Source organism: Bradyrhizobium sp., assembly GCF_049512235.1.
In the GTDB taxonomy this organism is placed as follows: domain Bacteria; phylum Pseudomonadota; class Alphaproteobacteria; order Rhizobiales; family Xanthobacteraceae; genus Bradyrhizobium.
Genome location: NZ_JBEKXH010000025.1, coordinates 18,116 through 37,095, shown reverse-complemented (window position 1 = coordinate 37,095; position 18,980 = coordinate 18,116). Strand labels below are relative to the sequence as shown.

Here is an 18,980-nt window from a genome sequence, read left to right as displayed (position 1 = left end):
TCATCCGGCATTCCCCACACAATGGTTTTACGGTTTATGACGCGCTCTCCCCGGCAAGATAAGCTCTGTTGCTACCGTCGCCTTCGGATTAAGGTTGGTCCGACCCGGTTGAGCCGAACGAAACCTCCGAAGACTTGACACCAGCGTTGGGTGCCAGGACCACACGTTTTCCCCGTACGCTTCAGCGCCGTCGTCTTGCCTGCGAGGTATTCGCTCACGCTTGGCATACCGCCCCCCGCCCTGCGAACCGTCGCACGCCTGACGCTGCCGCGTCCACCGCATCTCATCCCGCGTTCATGACGATCGCGAGCCGCCCCTCTTGGTGGGATGAGACGAAACAGCTTCTAGACTGATTCGAACAAAAAGTAAACGGAAATATTTTTTTATTGAGCTATTGACAACCTCGAAACACCCCACCAAGGGCGCGCCTATCTCGTCGGCGCGGCCTCATTGGCCAGTTCGAAGGACGAGAAGAAGGACGAGAAATAATTTGACACGTCGGGCAAATCACCGGCACATTGTCACCATTGCAGCCATCAGATGCCCGCGCCGGGACACCGGTCGCGGGTTTTTTGTTGCCGTCAACAAGCCTGCGCCGGACTATCCAACCGGCGCGCCAAACCTGGAGGCTGAATTCACATGATGCCAAGTGCTCCCATCGAAATCCGCGCGCTGGCGCGCAGCCGCAGTCGGCGGCACATTCGTCAATCAGGAAACGATCCCTCAACGAGCGGCCGTGGGCAGCGCGCGCGACTTCCAGGCGGCGCCATAGGTCTTCTCCGCCGATCGAATGACCGCTTCGATCCCATCGACCGGCAGGCTCGGATAATGCTCGAAGATCGCTTGCGGCGAATAACCCGCGCGCAGATAGCTCAAGAAGGTTTCGGCCGGAATTCGCGTTCCCTTTACCACGGGGTCACCGCTCATCACAGTGGGGTCGTCGTGTCGTCGGTAACGCTATAAAAGATTTTGTAGGGATAGCGTCCGAGCGGCACCATGCGAACGCCCTGCCGGTTCGGGGTCGGGCGCGAACTGGCCGGCCACCGCGCGATATGAGCGACGACGCGCCGTATGCGCCGCTCGACAGCCGGCGTCGACCGCCGGGTAGCGAACGGCAAGCCAGTCGGCTATGGCAGCGAGGTCCTTGATCGCTTCGTCGGTGTAGACAACGTTCATCGACCGCGGAATTTTGCGAACGCGGCCTCGACCTCTTGCTCGCCGGCAAAACGACCTTCGGCAGCGGCGCGCAGGCCGCGATCGATGCCCGCCAACTCGTCCGGCGTCGGCTGGTATTCACCACCCTTCAATCCGGCATCGAGTTCAAGCGCGAACTCGGCAAGCTCGTTCTGGACATCGGCCGGCCATGCCTCGACGCGTTCCAGGACTTCGGTCAATTTTTTCGTCTTCATGAGAAGCAACATAACACAGTTGCCCGCGACTGTCTGCAGGTTCGCGCAATAGCGAGTAACCCCATGAGCATAACGATACGCGGGGCATAAGGGAAATCCCGTATGTCGTTTCGCTGATCCGGGCTCGCTTGCTGGTCGCCCACGATGGCCGGGTTGCGGATGACTTCCGTGCCACTTCGTGATTTACGCCATTCTTCTAGGACCTTCGGAAAGGCGCTTGGCGCTGCGGGCGCTCAAACGGGAGGGCCCGAGGCTCGCCGGCCGGCGCCGTCGTCGGAATCGTATTTCCGCATGAGGGATCTCGCCGCTTCCACGGTCTCGGGCACCGACGTGACGGCCGTGTCCCATATGATGTCCCAGTCGATCCTGTAGTATCCGTGAGAGATACGGTCGCGCATCTTACGGGCGAGCTTGAGGTTAAGACCCGGGAGGGCCCGGTCCAGTTCCGGAGCCAGATCGTCGAGCTTCCCCGCTGCCTCGCCCAGCGCTTCGATGCACTTGCAGACGGCGTCCTGGATGATTTCGCTACCGAGGAAGGTGGTGCGATCGATGCCGTCGACATGTCGTTGAAGGCGCTCGCCCCAGGATATTATGTCTGCCAGCCACTCGTGCTCCGAGCGTTTGGTCATGGAATCGGTGTGAGGTCGTTGCCCACGTTCTCGGCAACATCGGGCGCCAGGAAGCCTTTCGTCAATACCTCGACCTTGCAGCCGAGAAGCGCTTCCAACTCCAGTTCGACCCGCGCGAGATCGTACAGCGTGGTCCCAGGAGGCGCGTCGATCAGGATGTCTAGATCGCTTCGATCGGTGTCCTCGCCTCGGGCGGCCGAACCGAAAACCCTCGCATTGCCCATGCCTGCGCGGTCCAGGATCTCTCGAACCTGATCCCGGTGCTCCGCGACGGAAATCGATGGTCTCATGGATCTGATTGACCTTCCAGAATGGCTTCTCCCCGCGGGGGGCGCTCCAAACCTGCTTAGAAATATAGACAACCAGCGGGCAACAGGAAAGCCCTGCGCTGCTCTCGGCACGTCTTCCGCATCGTATCCTCGCGCTTTCGTGGCGGCAACCAACGATCCGCTGAAACATTCGTCAATCAGGAAACGATCTGGAGTGCCCCCTTGTGTTGAGACATAGAAATTAGGGACGGGTTGCGGGTGGGGGCTTTCTTCCTTGCTTTTGGAAGGAGGCCGAAAGCCATCCCCCCGGAGCCACCGTCGCTCGCTCGCCCGATAGGCGAGCGACGGTGGGTTCGGGGGCAGCACTCAGCGCCGTGCCTATCCAATACGAGTCAGGTCAGCATTTCCGAGCGCAACGCCGCGAAGCTTTCGTTGACATAGTCTTGAAGCGAGCCCGAGGCATCCGGACGCCACGAGGCCAAGCCTACGCCCAGGCCAAGACGGCCAATATGTTGTTCGCTGTCGAGCTCGACCGGCGTCTTAGTCCATATGGCGTCCGAGCGTTCCGGCGCCCATCCCGGCGCCATTCAAACCAATCTCCAACGCCACCTCACGAAGGAGATTTTGGACGAGCGCCGCGCCAAGGCCGCAAACACGGGACCGTTCTGATAGAGTGCTCTGAGAAATACGGGCATGGCAAGGCTCCCGTCAGGAAAGGGCGAATTTCTCGCCCACCATGCGTTCCGAAATCTCCCACAGCTGTGCCGCCGCGGCAGGGTCGAGCGCATAGAGCTTGACCCCCGTCACCTCCGGCGTCGCTGGCGGCGCGATACCGCAATCCTGGAGATACAGCCCGCCCTTGCCGTCCAGCTCGGGCGCCGTAGCCGCCCAGACGCTGGTCGCCGCGCCTTGCGGGATGGTCTTTCTCATTTGCGGCGCCACCTGTGCACCACCGGTCGCCGCCGCAGCGCTGAGCTTGGCGAGGATCTCCTTGGTCAGGTGACGGTGCAGATTGGCGTTGATGAGGCCCGGGTGGACGCCGAACACCCGGACGCCATGCGACCTCAGCCGGCGATATGGTTGGTACCGAACTGCGTTTCGAACCCGTCGGCGGTGCGACCGAACGGCGTCGTCATAACGCCCGCATTGTTGATAAGGATATTGATCGCGGGAAACCTTGCGAGAATGTCCTTGGCCGCGTCGCGCACGCTGGCCGGAGACGCCAGTTCGAGCACGACGAAGTCGAACAAGCTGGCCGGCACGGCCTCGCGCAAGGTACCGATCGCTTCGTCGGCCTTCGTCGCGTCGCGCGCGGTAATGACGACATGCGCACCGGCGGCGGCAAGAGCGCGCGCCGTCTCCCACCCGATCCCGGAGGTACCTCCAGTGACGAGTGCGGTCTTGCCCGACAGATCCTGTCCGGCGAGCCCTTCGTCCGTCGTGCTTTCAAAACCAAAGTCTGCCATGATCTTCTCCAGCTCTCGCCGGGCGACGACCGGCACGCGCTAACTCGGTCCGAACGACAACAGCAAAAGGTCGTCAATGAGCTGCCGCATGTCGTCCGGCGTCGCGGCGGTCTGCTTGAAGCCGCGCACGGCACTCACCAGGACATGCGCGATTCGGCCGGGAGCGATGCGCGATGCCGCCGGAAGGGTTTCGCTCAGCTTCGCCACCACCGGCGCGATCGTCGCCTCGAAGATCGCATAGCCCTGCTCGCGGGGGGCCTGCGCGAACGCGAAATTGCAATCGACCAGTTCCTCCGCCGCGGGCGATGCCCTCGTCATCTCGAACGGACCGACCGCCCAGATTTCGAAGGCGCGCGCCAGTTTGTCCTTGGGCAACGCGGTCTGCGCCATCGCCGCTTCAACCTGCGCGATGGTTTCGTCGATCCAACGCAGATACGCCTCGATGAAAATCTCTTCCTTGTTCTTGAACAGAACGTACAACGCCGGACGCGACACGCCCGCAGCATCGGCTATGTCGTTCATGTTCACCCGCTTGTAGCCGTAGCGCAGGAACACGGACCGGGCCGACGCCAGGATCCTACTCTTTTTGTCGTCGCTCATGACGCACACTTGACAACTTCCGTCCAAACGTCAATAATGGACGTATGAACATATTTTGTCATTTTGTAAAAGGACATCGAGATGGCGGGAACGGCATTGGTGACCGGAGCTTCATCCGGGATCGGCGAGGAAACGGCCAAGGGCCTGCTTGCCGCCGGCTACATCGTCTATGCTGGCGCGCGGCGAGTCGATGCCATGCGTTCGCTCGAAGCCGCGGGCGCGCGCGTGTTGTCGCTCGACGTGACCGACGACGCATCAATGACCGCCGCCGTTGACGCCATCCTGCGCGAGACGGGGCGCATCGACGTCCTGGTCAACAATGCCGGCTATGGCTCTTACGGCGCGTTGGAGGATGTGCCGTTGGACGAGGGGCGGCGGCAGTTCGAGGTCAACATTTTCGGCCTGGCGCGCCTGACCCAGCTCGTCCTGCCGACGATGCGGGCGCAGCGCGCCGGGCGGATCGTCAACGTCTCGTCGGTTAGCGGGAAGATCGGCGAACCATTCGGCACCTGGTATCATGCCAGCAAGCATGCGCTGGAGGGGCTCAGCGATTCGCTGCGCATGGAGTTGCGCCCGTTCGGCATCGATGTCGTTATTATCGAGCCGGGGGCGACGCGCACCGCATGGGGCGGGATCGCGCGCGACAGCCTGACCCGGCATTCGGGCGAGGGGCCGTATCGCGACGGCGCGCGCGTCCATATCCGGATGATGGCCTCGGTCAGCGAAGGGTCGTTGCCGGGACCGCCCAGCGACGTTGCCGCCACCATCGTCAAGGCGGTGCGGTCGAGTCGGCCCAGGACACGCTATCCCGCCGGTGGCGGGGCCAGGATCGCCCTGTTCCTGCGCCGCACACTATCCGATCGCGGCTTCGACACGGTCATACGGCTGGCGACCGACCGGGCACGAAGGTCGATGAATAAAGTCCAGTATTAACAACGAAAGGAAATGTCTATGTCCGACAAAGTATGGTTCATCACGGGCGCGTCGCGCGGCTTTGGCCGCATCTGGGCGGAGGGCGCGCTGGCGCGGGGCGACAAAGTCGTGGCCACCGCCCGTTCCGTGGAGTCGCTTTCCGACCTCGCCAAAAAGTACGGCGATGCGGTCCTGCCGTTGGCGCTGGACGTGACTAAGCGTGAACAGGTCGAGGCCGTCATTCCGAAGGCTCACGACCACTTCGGGCGGTTGGACGTGGTGATCAACAATGCGGGCTATGCCTTGCTGGGCGCGGTAGAAGAGGCGACTGAGGCGGAGGTCCGCGCGGAATTCGAAACGAACTTCTTTGGCGCGCTCGCGGTGATCCAGACGGTGCTGCCGCTGCTGCGCAAGCAGGGCGGCGGCCATATCCTGGGCGTATCCAGCGTCGCGGGGGTCTCCGCCGGGCCGGTCATGAGCTTCTACAACGCGTCCAAATGGGCCTTCGAAGCGCTGCATGAGGGCCTTTCCAAGGAGGTGGCCGGGTTTGGGATCAAGGTGACCCTGATTGAACCCGGAGCCTACGCCACTGACTTCGGCAGCCAGGCTTCGCTCAAGATCGCACCCGGACTGGACGCCTACGCCGGCATCCGGGCGCAGCTGTTCGCCTATGGCGCACAGATCGAGTTCGGTGATCCTCAGGCAACCTTGCCGGCCGTGTTGAAGGTAATCGACTCGGAACACCCGCCGCTCCGCATCTTCCTCGGCACGGAAGGCATGTCCGTGGTCCGCGCCGCCTTCGCTGAGCGGCTGGCCCTGTGGGAAGCCTGGCAGGCCACCTCGAACGCCGCCCAGGGCGTCTCTCGAATGCAGGTCCTGGATTTCGTCTGACGGCTTTCGCCGGAGGGCGCCGCGCCGGAGCTGCAACGCGCTGCTGGCCCCCCTCGGCAATCAGGACGACAGGGTTCCGCTGGAAGAGTGGTCATTTTGTGTAATAGGGGACACCACTGTTTCGCGACTTTAAACGTGCGTGTAAACGTAGTGCCTCCTATTTTCGCGCAAGGGGGGTGTCAGTGAACGCTCCGGCAAAGCGAAGGGTGGTTTCTTTTCGGCGGGTCACCATGAAGGCGCGGACATGGCCGCCCTGTGCGCGCGGCTTGTTGCGCCGGGTATGCGATTGTCGAATACTGGCCGCGATGCGGCCCGCCAGGCAAGGGCCGCAAGCGCCACCTGTCGATGACCGCATGGCGCCGCGATGCACCGTCGGGCAACAAGCGCCGATGCCCATGGAGGAATAGCGATGTCATTCTACCGAGGCATGACCTGCGAAAACGTGACCATCAAAGGCGACAAGGGAACCCCGATTACCGCTTATGTGGCCAAGCCTTCCGGTCCCGGTCCGTTTCCGGGCGTGGTGCTGGTCCACCATCTCCCCGGCTGGAGCGAGTTCTACATCGAGACCACGCGACGCCTTGCCCATCATGGGTATCTTGCGATCTGCGCCAACCTCTATGAGCGTTCCGGCAACGGCAACCCGGACGACGTCGCCGCCAAGGTGCGCGCCGACGGGGGCATTCCCGATGCCCAGATGGTCGGTGATACCGAGGCCGCGGTGAAATGGATGCGCGCACAATCCAATCACAACGGCAAGGTCGGCCTTTTTGGCTCCTGTTCCGGCGGCCGTCACGCCTTCATTTATGCCTGCCAGAAGAAGGACGTCGACGCCTGCGCCGAACTCTGGGGCGGCCGCGTGGTGATGGGCAAGGAGGAACTCAATGCCAAGACGCCGGTCGCGCCGATCGACATGACCAAGGACCTCTGCTGCCCGCTGATCGGCATCTTCGGCAATGACGACCGCGCACCGAGCCCCGAGCAGGTGAACCAGCACGAAGCCGAGCTCAAGAAACACGGCAAGACGCACGAGTTCCACTTCTACGACGGCGCCGGCCATGGAATCTGGTACTGGCACCGGCCGCTGTACCGGCCCGAGTCGGCGATGGATGGCTGGAGCAAGGTGCTCACCTTCTTCAGCAAGCATCTGGCGAAATAGGAGTTGCGAACATGTGCACGTCCATCATCGAGATCGCGCGCGCGGAAGGTATGGCAAAGCGCGGGGACCAATGGTTCCCGCTGACGCTGGCGGTGGTTGCCTATGACCACGCGCGCCACGCGCCGCTCGGCGACGTCATCACGCTCGACTTCATCAACACCGATCTCGACCCCGGAGCGCGGGCCGGGATCGAGCTGACGCTGGAGACGGCCAGGGGGCTGCGCGCCGCGCTCGACCGGGCGATTGCCGCCGCCGAATTCGAGGAAGCGGAAGTGAGGGGCAAGAGCGCCCTGCCCAGCCTGGTTCGGGCGGCGTGACGAGGCAAATCAGTGCCTTTGTCGTCCCTGCGAAAGCAGGGACCCAAACGCCGCGGCGGTCGTTTTGATAGAGGCTGTTCGACGGCTTTCGCGCAACAACTAAAGCCGGTGGTGATAGGTCCCGGCTCAAGGCCGGGACGACGATTGTTGCGCGAGAGACCTACTCCGCCGCGATCTGCCGGGGCGCCGGCGGCGGGTTGACCAGGTCGTTCGCCAGCTGCGTGTAGCGCGCCTTGGCATCCCCGACCGCTTTCTCCTTCACCGGGCCGTAGCCGCGGATGCGATCCGGCAGCGACAACAGTTCGATCGCGGTGTCCAGATTGAGCGGCGACAGCACCGAGAGCACCTGGGCTGTGTCCTTTTCGTAAGCTGCAATCAGCTCGCGCTCCAGCCTGCGGTCGGCGCTGTAGCCGAAGATATCCAATGCGGTGCCGCGCAGGCCACGCATTTTTGCCAACGCCCGGAACAGCGGCATCAGCCAGGCGCCGAACGCGCGCTTGCGCGGCCGCCCCAGGGCATCCTTGGCCCCCCCGAGCAGCGGCGGCGCGAGATTGAAACTGATCTTGAAATCGCCGTCGAATTGATCGCGGATCTGCCGTTCGAACCGGCCATCGGTGTAAAGCCGCGCCACCTCGTACTCGTCCTTGTAGGCGAGCAGCTTGGCATAGTTGATCGCCACCGCGCGCGGCAACTCCTCGCCGAAGCCGCCATGGAGCGCGGCGTCGCGCACCTGCTTGACGAGGTTCCGGTAACGCCCGGCAAGCCTGGCGTTCTGGTAATCGGTCAACAGCGCGCTGCGGTGCGCGATGATTTCGTCGAGCGACATCGCATCCTGCGTTTTGGGAGCGACGTCGGCGTCCTGCCCCTTCATCATGGCAGCCAGCCGCGCCGGATCCGCCACCGCAAGGCGCCCGAGCCGGAAGGCCTGCGTGTTCATCTTGACGGCTACCCCGTTGACCTCGATCGCCTGCTCGATTGAGGCGGCCTGCAGCGGCAACCATCCCTTCTGATAGGCATAGCCCATCATCATCATGTTGGTGGCGATGGAATCGCCAAGCAGGGCCTCGGCGGGTCTGGTGAAATCGAGGAACGAGGAATCCTGGCGCAACGCCGTTTCCAGGACGTGGTTGACCTTGCGGCTCTGGAAATTGAAATCGCGGTTCAGGATGAAATCGGCGGTTGGGATGAGGTGGCTGTTGATGACGCCGTAAGTGCGGCTGGAATCGCAGAGCGTGATGGTTTCCTTGGCGGCCGCCACCACCTCGTCGGCGGCAATCACCAGATCGGCGGTGCCGGTCACGATCCGCGAACAGGTGACATCGGCGGTATGTTCGGACAGCCGGACATGGCTCAGCACCGCGCCGCCCTTTTGCGCGAGGCCGCTCATATCCAGGATCATGCTGGCCTTGCCCTCGATATGGGCGGCCATGCCGAGCAGCGCGCCGATGGTCAAAACACCGGTGCCGCCGACGCCGCCGACGGCCACGTTATAGGGTCGCTGCAGCTGGGGACGCGATGCCGGTTCCGGCAGTTCGCCGATGTTACCGAGATCCGCAGGCGCGCGGCGGCGCAATTGGCCGCCATCGACGGTGACAAAGGACGGACAAAATCCCTTCAGGCAGGAATAGTCCTTGTTGCAGGTCGACTGATTGATGGTGCGCTTGCGCCCCAGTTCGGTCTCCAGCGGCTCTACCGAGATGCAGTTCGATTGCACCGAACAATCGCCGCAGCCTTCGCAGACGGCGGAATTGATGATGACGCGGCGTTTCGGGTCTTCCAGCGTTCCGCGCTTGCGGCGGCGGCGCTTCTCCGCAGCACAGGTCTGCACGAACACGATGGCCGAGGCGCCCTTGACCTCGCGCAGCGTCTTCATGACGGCGTCGAGCTGGTCGCGATGCGCGGTCTTGGTGCCGGGCGCGATGTCGGAAACCGGATAGGCGTCGGGATTTTCCGAGACCAAATAGATGTCGCGGATGCCTTCGGAGTGCAGCTGGAAGGTAATCTGCTGCGGCGATAATTCGCCGTCGACATGCTGGCCACCAGTCATCGCGGTCGCGTCATTGTAGAGGATCTTGTAGGTGATATTGGCCTTGGAGGCGATGGCCTGACGGATCGCGAGGCTGCCGGAGTGGAAATAGGTGCCGTCGCCGAGATTGGCGAACACGTGTTTTTCGTCGGTAAAGGGCGCAACGCCGACCCAGGGAACGCCTTCGCCGCCCATATGGGTGAAGGTTTCGGTGTTGCGATCCATCCACAGCGCCATGAAGTGGCAGCCGATGCCGGCGAAGGCGCGGCTGCCCACAGGCACCTTGGTCGACGTATTGTGCGGACAGCCCGAGCAGAAATACGGCGTGCGCGTGATCGGCGCCACCGCCAGCATCTGGCTGGCCTGCCGGCCATTGAACCAGTCGGCCCTTAAGCGCAGCATGGCGGCAATTTCGGGATTGAGATTGAGCCGCAGCAACCGTTCGGTGAGCGAACTCGCCAATGAAGCCACGCTGAGTTCCTCGGCGAAGGGGAGAAAGCGCTGGTCGTGCTCGTCCATCTTGCCGACGATGCGCGGCCGCACGTCATCGCGCCAGTTGAACAGTTCCTGCTTGACCTGGTTTTCGACGATCTCGCGGCGTTCCTCGATGATGAATATTTCCTCCAGCCCGACCGCGAATTCGCGCACGCCTTGCGGCTCCAGCGGCCACGGCATGCCGATCTTGTAGAGCCGCAGGCCGATCTGGGCGGCCACCTCCGGCGTCACCCCGAGTTCGCGCAGCGCCTGGCGGATGTCCTCGTAGCTCTTGCCGGAGGCCATGATGCCGTACCGCGCATTTGGCGAATCCATGGTGATGCGGTTGACCTTGTTGGCGCGAGCGAACGCGATCGCGGCAAAACCCTTGTAGTCCTGCAGCCGCCGGTCCTGATCGTAGCGGTCATCGGGCCAGCGCAGATTTAACCCGCCGGGGGGCAGCTCGAAATCGGCGGGAATGATGAAAGGCTTCATCTCGTCGGTCAGGTCGATCTCGGCCGTGGTCTCCACGGTTTCGGTGATCACCTTCATGCCGACCCAGCATCCGGAATAGCGCGACATCGCAATCCCGAGCAGGCCCATCTCGATCATCTCGTGGATGCTGGAGGGATAGAGATAGGGCATCAGCGCCGAGATGAAGGCGTGGTCCGACTGATGCGGCACGGTGGAGGATTTCGCGCCGTGATCGTCGCCGGCAAGACAGAGCACGCCGCCGTGTTTCGCCGAGCCGGCGGCATTGCCGTGGCGGAAGACGTCGCCGCAGCGGTCGACGCCCGGGCCCTTGCCGTACCAGATGCCGACCACGCCATCATGCCGGGCGCCCGGCGACAGATTGAGCTGCTGCGAGCCCCAGATCGCGGTGGCCGCGAGGTCCTCGTTGACGCCGGGCTGGAATTTGACGTTGTATTGCTCGAGGTGCTTTCGCGCCGCTGCCAGTTGCTGGTCGTAGCCGCCGAGCGGCGAACCCCGGTATCCCGTGACAAAACCCGCGGTGTTGAGTCCGCCAGCGCGATCCCTGCGGATTTGCGCCATCGGCAGGCGAACCAGCGCCTGAATCCCGGTCAGGAAGACGTGGCCGGAGCCTTGCGTGTATTTCTGATCAAGACTGATCGGACCTTGGTTGATTCCCATTCCACCCTCTTGGTCGAAGCGGCTCATCTCGCGGAAGTTTTCGGCGTGTTGGCGCCACTCTATGTCGGTTCTTGCGGGCTACGCAGCACAAATCTCGGCAATGGAGCCCCGCGTCCGCGGGCAGCAATTTCATGCCCGAAAATACGCCCATGTTTTCGCTTTGTGTCGCAATGCTGGCCAGGGACGAAACGACGTGGCGCGCGGTCAACTCCAGTTCGCTGCCGTCCAGGACAGAGATGTTCAGGACAGACATATTGGTGCTGGGAGGAGGTCGCGCCAGCCCGTCGATTCGCGCGATCGCGCTTTGATGCACCGCAATCGGTTTTCAACGGCACTGGCGGTGAAGAACGCCCTGACCAGGAACCCCTCCCCACCCCCGGCCGTTGTCTTGCACCCAACGGAGGCAACCATCATGGCCTATGAACGCAACCCCGGCGATCCCGCTCGTTCTGACCTTGCCAGCGATCCCTATCGCCCCAGCGATCCCTATCGCCCCAGCGATCCCTATCGCGCCAGCGATCCCTACCGTGACAATCGTGCCGATAACGATCTTCGCAACCCTGCCCAGCTCGACAATGACTTGCAGGTCGATCCCGAACTCGCCGAACGCCCTGCCAGCAGCGGGAGGATCGCGGTGTACGCCATCGCCATCGCGCTCGTTCTCGGCGCGGTCTTCTACGGACTGAACAACTCCTCGTTCAACCACAACGGCACCGCCTCGACCGTGCAGAACACCTCGCAGTCTTCGTCACCAGCGGCGCCTCCCGGCATGCGCGACGTCACCCCCCACGCCAACACCCAGCCGGGAATGACCACCGGCGCCGCGCCGGCACAGCCGCAGACAGCGCCGTCATCGGCGTTCACCGGCACCGACCTCAATCGTTCCGGCAATCCGCCAATCGGCGACGCCGCGCCGGCAAATAACGCGGCCCCAGGCAAATAAATAAAGGCGTCTTGACCAGCTCTCGCGGCGGGCACTAGCGGCCCGCCGCGTTTTAATCAGAGATTGAGTCAGCGAAACATTTTGTTCAACTCAGCGCCGGAATAACCATTGCCGAGCTCGGTGAACGTTCCCTTCTCCGCGATCTCGGTTGCGGCCCGCATGAAGCCGCCCCAGGCTGATCGCGCCAGCGAACCGCCGACACTGATGCGGCGGACCCCGAGTTCGGCGGCTTCCGCGACGGAGAAGCCGGGCCACCCGAGCAAAACATTGACCGGCTTTGGCTGCACCGCCTTCACCACCGCCTCTATCTGTTCCTTGGAGCGAATGCCCGGCGCGTACAGGCAATCCGCGCCGGCCGCCGCATAGGCCTGCAGCCGGTCGATCACCATGGCAAGATCGGTCTGTCCGACCAGAAAGCCCTCGCAGCGGCCGGTCAGCACCACCCCGCTCTTGTCGGCGTCGATGGCTGAGCGCGCCGCCCTGATGCGTTCGACCGCGAGGCCGCGCTCGTAAAGTGGTTTTGCTTTATCGCCGGTGGAGTCCTCGATCGAGAGCCCGGCGATGCCGGTCTTGACTGCCTGTGTGACATTGGCGGCGACCTGCTCCGGCGCATGCGCAAAGCCGCCCTCGAAATCGGCATTGACGGGCAGATCGACCGCAGCGCATAGCGCCGCGAGATGAGCGCAGACCTCGTCGAGGGTAACGTGGTTGTCGGCCTTGCCGATCGACCAGGCGAAGCCCGCGCTGGTGGAAGCGAGCGCCTTGAAGCCCAGATGCTGCAGCGCCCGCGCGCTGCCGACATCAAAGGGGTTGGGCAGCACGAAACAGCCGCTCTCGTGCAGTCTGTCAAAGGTGGCGCGCTTTTCCGCTGTCGTCATCGGCACGATCTCTCTCCCTCAGGTCTCCATCTGGCTTGCAAACCAGCATAGCGCTGCGAGCCGGCTGGTGCCAATACGCGCAAGATGCCGCGCTATAAGATAATAATTTCAATTACTTATGGTGACTAACGGGGTATTTGTTCAGGGCGATCGGCCCGCGCCTGTGTCGGAATGGAACAGTCCCGACTGTGTCATATCTGCCGCAGTTCAACGCATTCTGGTGAACCTTGTCTTGATCCTCATACCGTGACCGAGAAGAAACCGGTAAACTACTGCCAGGGTCTTCATTCAAGAAGGAGAGAAAGCATGCTGAAATTCGTGATTGTGGCGGGTGCAACGCTTGCCTTGGTGGCGGCCGCCAGCGCCGCCGATTTCCCCCACGCACAGCCTGTCTATCAACAGGCGCCCCTCGGCAAGGCGCCGATTGGCAAGGCTCCAATCGGGAAGAATCCGGTCGGCAAAGCTCCCGTTGCTGCAAAATACTGACAGTCCCGCGCATTGTGTGGAAGGGCGCAGCGTGTCCAATCGACTGATGGGACGATGCCTGCTTGGGGGATTGACGCTCGCGGCTGTGCTTCGGTGCAGTCTCCCAGCTTGCGCAGATGAGGTCGATGCTCGCGCTGGATCCGAACGCTTCCATTCCCAGAAGGTCCACAAGCCCATCGCCGACGCGAATGCGCTTGTTTCCGCTGAAACGCCCGCCGAATCGAAGCCGACGCCGATGTCGACGACAAGGCACGGGTCGGCAAAAGGCCCTTACTACGTCGATTTCCGGGCCAGGACGGCGGCGAGCTGGGGACACGCCTTCGTCTGGTACGGGAAGACGAGCGAGCGACAGGTTGAGGTCGCGGGCCTTACCCCTGCGGGAGACGTGCTTACTTATGTAGTCGGTTACATGACATTGGTTCCGTCCGAGACCGGAGCCAGCTACGGTGATCTCGATCCGCAATACTTGACCGCGAGCTACCGGGTCTACCTGGACGAAGCGGACGCAAAGAGAGTTTTTGCCTATATCAAGAAGTTGCAGGCAAGTTCGCCGGTCTGGAATGCCGAAACGTTCAATTGCACGGCTTTCATCGGCAACATCGCAAGCTTCATGGGATTGAAAGTCCCCAACCGCTGGCTGCGCCCTGAAAACTACGTCAACAGTCTGAAAGAGATGAACGGCGCACGCCAATTGGTCCGCCTGTCGTCGGAACAATAGCTCGCCTCCGGCCGGCTTGGTAGCCTATCGATAAGATGAGTCGGCTTCTGACCAGGCGACCTCAGACTCAGTATTCGAGGTGAGCCAAAATCGGGCGTGACGCGCAGGCGTTGATGATCCACTTGTTGAGTGAACGCAGCTACACTTGTTTGGTAATCGCGGCCCTCCGGACAACGTCCGGCGCTCCAAAAGCGTAGTAAGCGGCGATGGCGGGGTCACATATCGCACATCCAATCGAAGAAGTTGGATCGAAGATGATCGTGCTATTCTGTCAATAGCCACTATCGAGGGCGTGCCGATGGCATCAACATATGCAGGCGAACCAAGGCATCATAGTTGGTTGGCCACTGCATTCGTGGCCGGTGGCGTCGTCCTTATGTTCGGCAACAGCCCATAGCGGTTGCACCTTCTTCGCTTGCCGGCCAGGACGCGAACAAAAATTCGTGAAGCGTGCACGTTGCCAACCGCCTTGTTGCCGCATCGATACGGCTTCAATAGAGACCCCTGTTCCTCCGGGAGTCCTCGATGCGACGAATTTTCATCCCCCTGATCTCCACCGCCCTTCTGGTTCCGCCGCTGCTGCCGGCGCAGGCCGCCGAACCGGCGCGCGAGCCCTATGGCATCGGCCTTGAGGGCTTTGCCTATCCCTACCCCGTGCAGATGCTGCCGCTGACCAATGACGGCGAAGAGGTGCGGATGGCCTATATGGATGTTGCGCCGGCGCAGCCGAACGGCCGCGTCGTGGTGCTGCTGCACGGCCGCAATTTCCCGTCGAGTTACTGGGCGCCGGTGATCAGGACCCTCGCCGGTGCCGGCTACCGCGTGGTGGTGCCGGACCAGATCGGCTTCGGCAAATCCTCAAAACCGCAAACAGATCTGCATTTCGATACGCTGGCGCGCAACACCATGACGCTGCTTGATCATCTTGAGATCGCGAAGGCCGATTTCGTCGCACATTCGCTGGGCGGCATGCTCGGCGTGCGCATCGCGCGCGCTTTTCCGGACCGGGTCGCGCATCTGTTGCTGGCTGCGCCCATCGGGCTGGAGGACTACCGGCTCTACGTGCCGCCGACGCCCATGGAAAAAATCCTGGAGAATGAGGACAAGCTCACCGCCGAGGGATACCGGAAGCAGCTGGAAACCAATTATTCCCTCAAACTGCCGCCGGACCAGGTGACGCCATTCATCGATGCGCGCTTCAACATCAAGGGCAGTTCGGAATATCCGCGCTGGCTGCGCGCCTTCGTCAATTCCGCCGAGATGATCTACCGCGAACCGGTGGTGCACGAAATTCCGCTGATTACAAATCCGACGCTTTTCGTCATGGGGGCCGACGATCACAATGCCCCGGGCAGGCCGAACGCGCCGGAGGCGCTGCGGCCGAAGATGGGACACAATGCCGAACTCGCCCTGACGCTCGCAGCCCAGATGCCGGACGCCCGTGCGGAAGTGGTCGCTGACGCCGGACATCTGGTCTTTCTCGACGCACCCGAAAGATTCAACGAGCTGATGCTCGCTTTTCTTTCGAAGTGATCCGAGATGCGGCCAAGGCACGAACCTGGAGCGCGGGTCCCTGGCTCGTTGTCTTTCCTTTATCAGTTACGGAAACAGTGCCGGCCGAACGGTCCGGAATGCCAACCGGGCGGGCAGTTGAACATCGGCCGGCATCCGCCATAGGGACCGCGGTGCCAGCCGGGACCGCAGCCGCCGGCAACGCGGATGATGCCGGTCGACGCCGACGGATCGAACGGGGCGACCGGCATGGCCCGCGACGCGGACACCGCCGCCAAGCCGAGGCAAATGGCAAACACTGAAGCGACAATTACTTTCATGGACTTGTCCTTGCTTTTTCCGAAGGCCGCAACGTAGCGAATGGTTACGACATGCCGACGAGAACACCGCCTTACCAGTGGCGGTGATGCCAATGCCGGCGCCAGTGGCGATGCCAGTGTCGGTGCCAACGGCGATGCCAGTGATGGTGCCAGCGGCGGTGCCAGTGATGGTGCCAGCGGCGGTGCCAGTGCCTGTGCCAGCGCACCTCTTCCGGTTTCAGGTGTTCTACCTCGTCTGCGCTGGTGACGGCGGGACCAACCTCTTCATTCCCAGGCAGCTGGTGGTTGGATGCCGCGAGCGGCAGGGGTGCCAGCGGCGCAGCTTGCGCGCCGGCCGCAAGCGTGGCCGCACCGGCGACCGCACCCAAGGTGAGTTTCAGAAAGTGTCGGCGTTCCATGACTTCTGCTTCCTCTTCCGTCGGTTGAGCGTTGGAAGAGAGTTTGATCGCGTCGATATGAATAGTCGCTGAACCCCGCGTTCAGGTTCGAACGCAGACAGTGAATTCAAGTGGTCCCCACGCACGCCAGGCGTTGGCGGGACGACATCGATGATCTCACCCCGCCACGAACTCCTCGGCCAGCATAAAAGTCTCGCGCGAGCGCGTCACCTTGGGCCAGGACCGATCGAATTCGGCGACCAGCGTCTTCATCGCTTCGCCATTCACGGCGCGATCGAGCGCGGCCCGATCGGCGAACTCGTACATCGCCTGATGCAGCGCGGGATCCGTCAGGCTCCAGAACCGCCACGCTTTCTTCACGCCGAACGCTTTTGCCGCGTCGGGCAGATGTTCGCGGCTGTACCACCCGTCAAACGCCGCGCGTTGGGCAGGATCGGCGACCGTGGCGCGGACAACAAAATAGACCGAGGGCATTGGCGTTCTCCATGAGGGCGAATTGGGTGCGATGAGGCGCACGAAACCTGGGATGCGCACCTTCCAACCGTCATTGCGAGGAGCGCTTGCGACGAAGCAATCCAGCTTTTTTTCTGTGGCGAGGATGGATTGCTTCGCTCAATCGAGCGCGCGTTCGCGCGCCCGATTGGCTCGCAATGACGGACGAGCCACTATCAGCCCTATTTGAGCCAAGCCTCCATTCCAAACCGGGTTTCATGCGCAGAGGGTCGGCGCCGCCGGTGGGTAACTCAGGATGAGGGCCGATAGCCTGGAAACGATTGGTTTCACGGAATCGATCTACTAGAATCAAAAGCAATCTCACAACGGCAGATTGTCATGCTTCCGCATCGGCATCTCGACATGCTTGTCCCTGAGCATGGCCAGCGCCCGCGCGATCCGGCGCCGCGTCGAGTGCGGCATGATGACGTCGTCGATATAGCCGCGCTCGGCGGCGATGAAGGGCGACAGGAAGCGATCCTCGTACTCTTTGGTCCGCGCGGCGATTTTCTCGGCGTCGCCGATATCGGCACGGAAGATGATTTCGACCGCGCCCTTGGCGCCCATCACCGCGATCTGCGCCGATGGCCAGGCATAGTTCATGTCGGCGCCGATTTCCTTTGACGCCATCACGTCGAAGGCGCCGCCATAGGCCTTGCGCGTGATCACCGTGACCAGAGGCACCGTGCATTGCGAATAGGCGAACAGCAGTTTGGCGCCGTGCTTTATCAACCCGCCATATTCCTGGGCGGTTCCCGGCAGGAAGCCCGGCACGTCGACAAAGGTGACGATCGGAATGTTGAAGGCATCGCAAAAGCGCACGAACCGCCCGGCCTTGCGCGAGGCGTCGCTGTCGAGCACGCCCGCCAGCACCATCGGCTGGTTGGCGACGAAACCGACCGTACGGCCGGCGATCCGGCCGAAACCGGTGACGATGTTTTTGGCAAAGGCTTCCGAGATTTCGAAGAAGTCGCCCTCGTCGACCACCTTGAGGATCAGTTCCTTCATGTCGTAGGGCTTATTGGGATTGTCGGGGATCAGCGTGTCCAGCGACATGTCGAGCCGTTCGATATCATCGAAGCTCGGCCATTCCGGCACGCCGTCAGAGTTGTTGGAGGGCAGGAAGTCGATCAGCCGGCGCATCTGCAGCAGCGCCTCGACGTCGTTCTCGAAGGCGCCGTCGGCGATCGAGGAGCGCGTGGCGTGCACGCTGGCGCCGCCGAGCTCTTCGGCGGTGACAACCTCGTTGGTGACGGTCTTGACCACATCGGGCCCGGTCACGAACATGTAGCTCGTGTTCTTCACCATGAAGATGAAGTCGGTCATGGCCGGCGAATAGACGTCGCCGCCGGCGCAGGGACCCATGATCACGGAAATCTGCGGGATCACACCTGAGGCAATGACGTTGCGGCGGAACACGTAGGAATAGCCGGCGAGCGCGGCGACGCCTTCCTGGATGCGCGCGCCGCCGGCGTCGTAGAGCCCGATGATCGGGGCCCTCGCCTTCATCGCCATGTCTTGGATCTTTACAATCTTTTGTGCATGCGTTTCGGACAATGAGCCGCCGAACACGGTAAAATCCTTGGCAAAGACGAACGTCTTGCGGCCGTTCACGGTGCCCCAGCCGGTGACGACGCCGTCGCCCGGCACTTTGGTCTTGTCCATGCCGAATTCGACCGAGCGGTGCTCGACGAACATGTCGAATTCCTCGAAACTGCCCTTGTCGAGCAGGAGCTCGATGCGCTCGCGCGCGGTCAGCTTGCCGCGGGCGTGCTGCGCCTCGATGCGCTTCGCGCCGCCGCCCAGTCTGGCGCCGGCGCGCCGCTCTTCAAGGGTTTCCAGGATATCTTTCATGCGCCCCCGCGTTTGTTGGCCTGACCATTTGACCCCCGTTCTAACACGGCATGTTCCCGACGCGAAACCGGGGGT

General features: G+C 62.5%; 22 protein-coding genes. 9 read left to right on the top strand and 13 right to left on the bottom strand.

The window, feature by feature from the left end:
• Positions 1–723: 723 nt before the first annotated feature.
• The 8 genes from ABSG20_RS04150 to ABSG20_RS04115 all read right to left on the bottom strand — a co-directional run bounded on the left by ABSG20_RS04150 (position 724) and on the right by ABSG20_RS04115 (position 4,373).
• Positions 724–927 carry a DUF433 domain-containing protein gene (locus ABSG20_RS04150; protein WP_423863217.1) on the bottom strand — a complete coding sequence of 68 codons (204 nt, stop codon included), beginning with the start codon at positions 925–927 and terminating at the stop codon, positions 724–726.
• 245 nt (positions 928–1,172) lie between these two features.
• The gene (locus ABSG20_RS04145) at positions 1,173–1,409 is read right to left on the bottom strand and encodes a hypothetical protein (protein ID WP_423863216.1); all 237 of its coding nucleotides are present in this window, start codon (positions 1,407–1,409) and stop codon (positions 1,173–1,175) included.
• 233 nt (positions 1,410–1,642) lie between these two features.
• Positions 1,643–2,038 (bottom strand): HepT-like ribonuclease domain-containing protein, encoded by a 396-nt coding sequence (locus ABSG20_RS04140; protein WP_423863215.1) that lies wholly within the window; start codon positions 2,036–2,038, stop codon positions 1,643–1,645.
• Positions 2,035–2,328: a nucleotidyltransferase family protein gene (locus ABSG20_RS04135; protein ID WP_423863214.1), complete on the bottom strand. Its 294-nt coding sequence runs from the start codon at positions 2,326–2,328 to the stop codon at positions 2,035–2,037. The genes ABSG20_RS04140 and ABSG20_RS04135 overlap by 4 nt, the downstream gene beginning before the upstream one ends.
• Positions 2,329–2,699: 371 nt before the next feature.
• Positions 2,700–2,894 carry a hypothetical protein gene (locus ABSG20_RS04130; protein WP_423863213.1) on the bottom strand — a complete coding sequence of 65 codons (195 nt, stop codon included), beginning with the start codon at positions 2,892–2,894 and terminating at the stop codon, positions 2,700–2,702.
• A gap of 121 nt (positions 2,895–3,015) precedes the next feature.
• Positions 3,016–3,354, bottom strand: coding sequence for an SDR family NAD(P)-dependent oxidoreductase (locus tag ABSG20_RS04125; protein ID WP_423863212.1), 339 nt, complete (start codon positions 3,352–3,354; stop codon positions 3,016–3,018).
• A gap of 17 nt (positions 3,355–3,371) precedes the next feature.
• Positions 3,372–3,809 carry an SDR family NAD(P)-dependent oxidoreductase gene (locus ABSG20_RS04120; protein WP_423863211.1) on the bottom strand — a complete coding sequence of 146 codons (438 nt, stop codon included), beginning with the start codon at positions 3,807–3,809 and terminating at the stop codon, positions 3,372–3,374.
• A gap of 3 nt (positions 3,810–3,812) precedes the next feature.
• The gene (locus ABSG20_RS04115) at positions 3,813–4,373 is read right to left on the bottom strand and encodes a TetR/AcrR family transcriptional regulator (protein ID WP_423863210.1); all 561 of its coding nucleotides are present in this window, start codon (positions 4,371–4,373) and stop codon (positions 3,813–3,815) included.
• A gap of 99 nt (positions 4,374–4,472) precedes the next feature.
• On the opposite strand from ABSG20_RS04115, the gene ABSG20_RS04110 reads away from it, so the two are divergent.
• The 4 genes from ABSG20_RS04110 (at position 4,473) to ABSG20_RS04095 (ending at position 7,652) form a co-directional block, all read left to right on the top strand.
• Positions 4,473–5,306, top strand: coding sequence for an oxidoreductase (locus ABSG20_RS04110; RefSeq protein WP_423863209.1), 834 nt, complete (start codon positions 4,473–4,475; stop codon positions 5,304–5,306).
• Between the two features lie 18 nt (positions 5,307–5,324).
• Positions 5,325–6,176, top strand: coding sequence for an SDR family NAD(P)-dependent oxidoreductase (locus ABSG20_RS04105; RefSeq protein WP_423863208.1), 852 nt, complete (start codon positions 5,325–5,327; stop codon positions 6,174–6,176).
• Positions 6,177–6,585: 409 nt separating this feature from the next.
• On the top strand, positions 6,586–7,335 hold the full coding sequence (locus tag ABSG20_RS04100; RefSeq protein ID WP_423863207.1) for a dienelactone hydrolase family protein: 750 nt from the start codon (positions 6,586–6,588) through the stop codon (positions 7,333–7,335).
• Between the two features lie 11 nt (positions 7,336–7,346).
• Positions 7,347–7,652, top strand: a complete 306-nt coding sequence (locus ABSG20_RS04095) for a DUF6295 family protein (RefSeq protein ID WP_423863206.1) — start codon at positions 7,347–7,349, stop codon at positions 7,650–7,652.
• A 160-nt stretch (positions 7,653–7,812) separates the two neighbouring features.
• Here the strand turns inward: ABSG20_RS04095 and ABSG20_RS04090 are convergent, their stop codons facing one another.
• Entirely contained in the window at positions 7,813–11,304 is a 3,492-nt protein-coding gene (locus ABSG20_RS04090; protein ID WP_423863205.1) for an indolepyruvate ferredoxin oxidoreductase family protein, read from the bottom strand.
• Between the two features lie 412 nt (positions 11,305–11,716).
• Here ABSG20_RS04090 and ABSG20_RS04085 point away from each other — a divergent pair, with 412 nt between their 5' ends.
• The gene (locus ABSG20_RS04085; RefSeq protein ID WP_423863204.1) at positions 11,717–12,247 is read left to right on the top strand and encodes a hypothetical protein; all 531 of its coding nucleotides are present in this window, start codon (positions 11,717–11,719) and stop codon (positions 12,245–12,247) included.
• Between the two features lie 68 nt (positions 12,248–12,315).
• Here ABSG20_RS04085 and ABSG20_RS04080 read toward each other — a convergent pair whose 3' ends face one another.
• The gene (locus ABSG20_RS04080; RefSeq protein ID WP_423863203.1) at positions 12,316–13,131 is read right to left on the bottom strand and encodes an isocitrate lyase/PEP mutase family protein; all 816 of its coding nucleotides are present in this window, start codon (positions 13,129–13,131) and stop codon (positions 12,316–12,318) included.
• Between the two features lie 300 nt (positions 13,132–13,431).
• Between ABSG20_RS04080 and ABSG20_RS04075 the strand changes: the two genes are divergently transcribed.
• From ABSG20_RS04075 to ABSG20_RS04065, 3 genes are all read left to right on the top strand, one after another.
• Complete coding sequence (locus ABSG20_RS04075; RefSeq protein WP_423863202.1) at positions 13,432–13,611, top strand: hypothetical protein; 180 nt, start codon at positions 13,432–13,434, stop codon at positions 13,609–13,611.
• 31 nt (positions 13,612–13,642) lie between these two features.
• A complete protein-coding gene (locus tag ABSG20_RS04070) occupies positions 13,643–14,329 on the top strand; it encodes a hypothetical protein (RefSeq protein ID WP_423863201.1) in 687 nt (228 codons plus the stop codon).
• Positions 14,330–14,854: 525 nt separating this feature from the next.
• A complete protein-coding gene (locus ABSG20_RS04065; protein ID WP_423863200.1) occupies positions 14,855–15,862 on the top strand; it encodes an alpha/beta fold hydrolase in 1,008 nt (335 codons plus the stop codon).
• 62 nt (positions 15,863–15,924) lie between these two features.
• Here ABSG20_RS04065 and ABSG20_RS04060 read toward each other — a convergent pair whose 3' ends face one another.
• Positions 15,925–16,161, bottom strand: a complete 237-nt coding sequence (locus ABSG20_RS04060; RefSeq protein WP_423863199.1) for a GCG_CRPN prefix-to-repeats domain-containing protein — start codon at positions 16,159–16,161, stop codon at positions 15,925–15,927.
• 92 nt (positions 16,162–16,253) lie between these two features.
• Here ABSG20_RS04060 and ABSG20_RS04055 point away from each other — a divergent pair, with 92 nt between their 5' ends.
• Positions 16,254–16,631 (top strand): hypothetical protein, encoded by a 378-nt coding sequence (locus tag ABSG20_RS04055; RefSeq protein WP_423863198.1) that lies wholly within the window; start codon positions 16,254–16,256, stop codon positions 16,629–16,631.
• Between the two features lie 84 nt (positions 16,632–16,715).
• Here the strand turns inward: ABSG20_RS04055 and ABSG20_RS04050 are convergent, their stop codons facing one another.
• Positions 16,716–17,033 (bottom strand): hypothetical protein, encoded by a 318-nt coding sequence (locus ABSG20_RS04050; RefSeq protein ID WP_423863197.1) that lies wholly within the window; start codon positions 17,031–17,033, stop codon positions 16,716–16,718.
• Between the two features lie 339 nt (positions 17,034–17,372).
• A complete protein-coding gene (locus ABSG20_RS04045; protein ID WP_423863196.1) occupies positions 17,373–18,905 on the bottom strand; it encodes an acyl-CoA carboxylase subunit beta in 1,533 nt (510 codons plus the stop codon).
• Positions 18,906–18,980 lie beyond the last annotated feature (75 nt).

Bases quoted from the DNA above. Each gene is read 5' to 3' on its own strand.
- ABSG20_RS04150 (WP_423863217.1), bottom strand. From the start codon at position 927: ATGAGCGGTGACCCCGTGGTAAAGGGAACGCGAATTCCGGCCGAAACC.
- ABSG20_RS04145 (WP_423863216.1), bottom strand. From the start codon at position 1,409: ATGAAGACGAAAAAATTGACCGAAGTCCTGGAACGCGTCGAGGCATGG.
- ABSG20_RS04140 (WP_423863215.1), bottom strand. From the start codon at position 2,038: ATGACCAAACGCTCGGAGCACGAGTGGCTGGCAGACATAATATCCTGG.
- ABSG20_RS04135 (WP_423863214.1), bottom strand. From the start codon at position 2,328: ATGAGACCATCGATTTCCGTCGCGGAGCACCGGGATCAGGTTCGAGAG.
- ABSG20_RS04130 (WP_423863213.1), bottom strand. From the start codon at position 2,894: ATGGCGCCGGGATGGGCGCCGGAACGCTCGGACGCCATATGGACTAAG.
- ABSG20_RS04115 (WP_423863210.1), bottom strand. From the start codon at position 4,373: ATGAGCGACGACAAAAAGAGTAGGATCCTGGCGTCGGCCCGGTCCGTG.
- ABSG20_RS04105 (WP_423863208.1), top strand. From the start codon at position 5,325: ATGTCCGACAAAGTATGGTTCATCACGGGCGCGTCGCGCGGCTTTGGC.
- ABSG20_RS04100 (WP_423863207.1), top strand. From the start codon at position 6,586: ATGTCATTCTACCGAGGCATGACCTGCGAAAACGTGACCATCAAAGGC.
- ABSG20_RS04095 (WP_423863206.1), top strand. From the start codon at position 7,347: ATGTGCACGTCCATCATCGAGATCGCGCGCGCGGAAGGTATGGCAAAG.
- ABSG20_RS04090 (WP_423863205.1), bottom strand. From the start codon at position 11,304: ATGGGAATCAACCAAGGTCCGATCAGTCTTGATCAGAAATACACGCAA.
- ABSG20_RS04085 (WP_423863204.1), top strand. From the start codon at position 11,717: ATGGCCTATGAACGCAACCCCGGCGATCCCGCTCGTTCTGACCTTGCC.
- ABSG20_RS04075 (WP_423863202.1), top strand. From the start codon at position 13,432: ATGCTGAAATTCGTGATTGTGGCGGGTGCAACGCTTGCCTTGGTGGCG.
- ABSG20_RS04065 (WP_423863200.1), top strand. From the start codon at position 14,855: ATGCGACGAATTTTCATCCCCCTGATCTCCACCGCCCTTCTGGTTCCG.
- ABSG20_RS04060 (WP_423863199.1), bottom strand. From the start codon at position 16,161: ATGAAAGTAATTGTCGCTTCAGTGTTTGCCATTTGCCTCGGCTTGGCG.
- ABSG20_RS04055 (WP_423863198.1), top strand. From the start codon at position 16,254: ATGCCGGCGCCAGTGGCGATGCCAGTGTCGGTGCCAACGGCGATGCCA.
- ABSG20_RS04050 (WP_423863197.1), bottom strand. From the start codon at position 17,033: ATGCCCTCGGTCTATTTTGTTGTCCGCGCCACGGTCGCCGATCCTGCC.
- ABSG20_RS04045 (WP_423863196.1), bottom strand. From the start codon at position 18,905: ATGAAAGATATCCTGGAAACCCTTGAAGAGCGGCGCGCCGGCGCCAGA.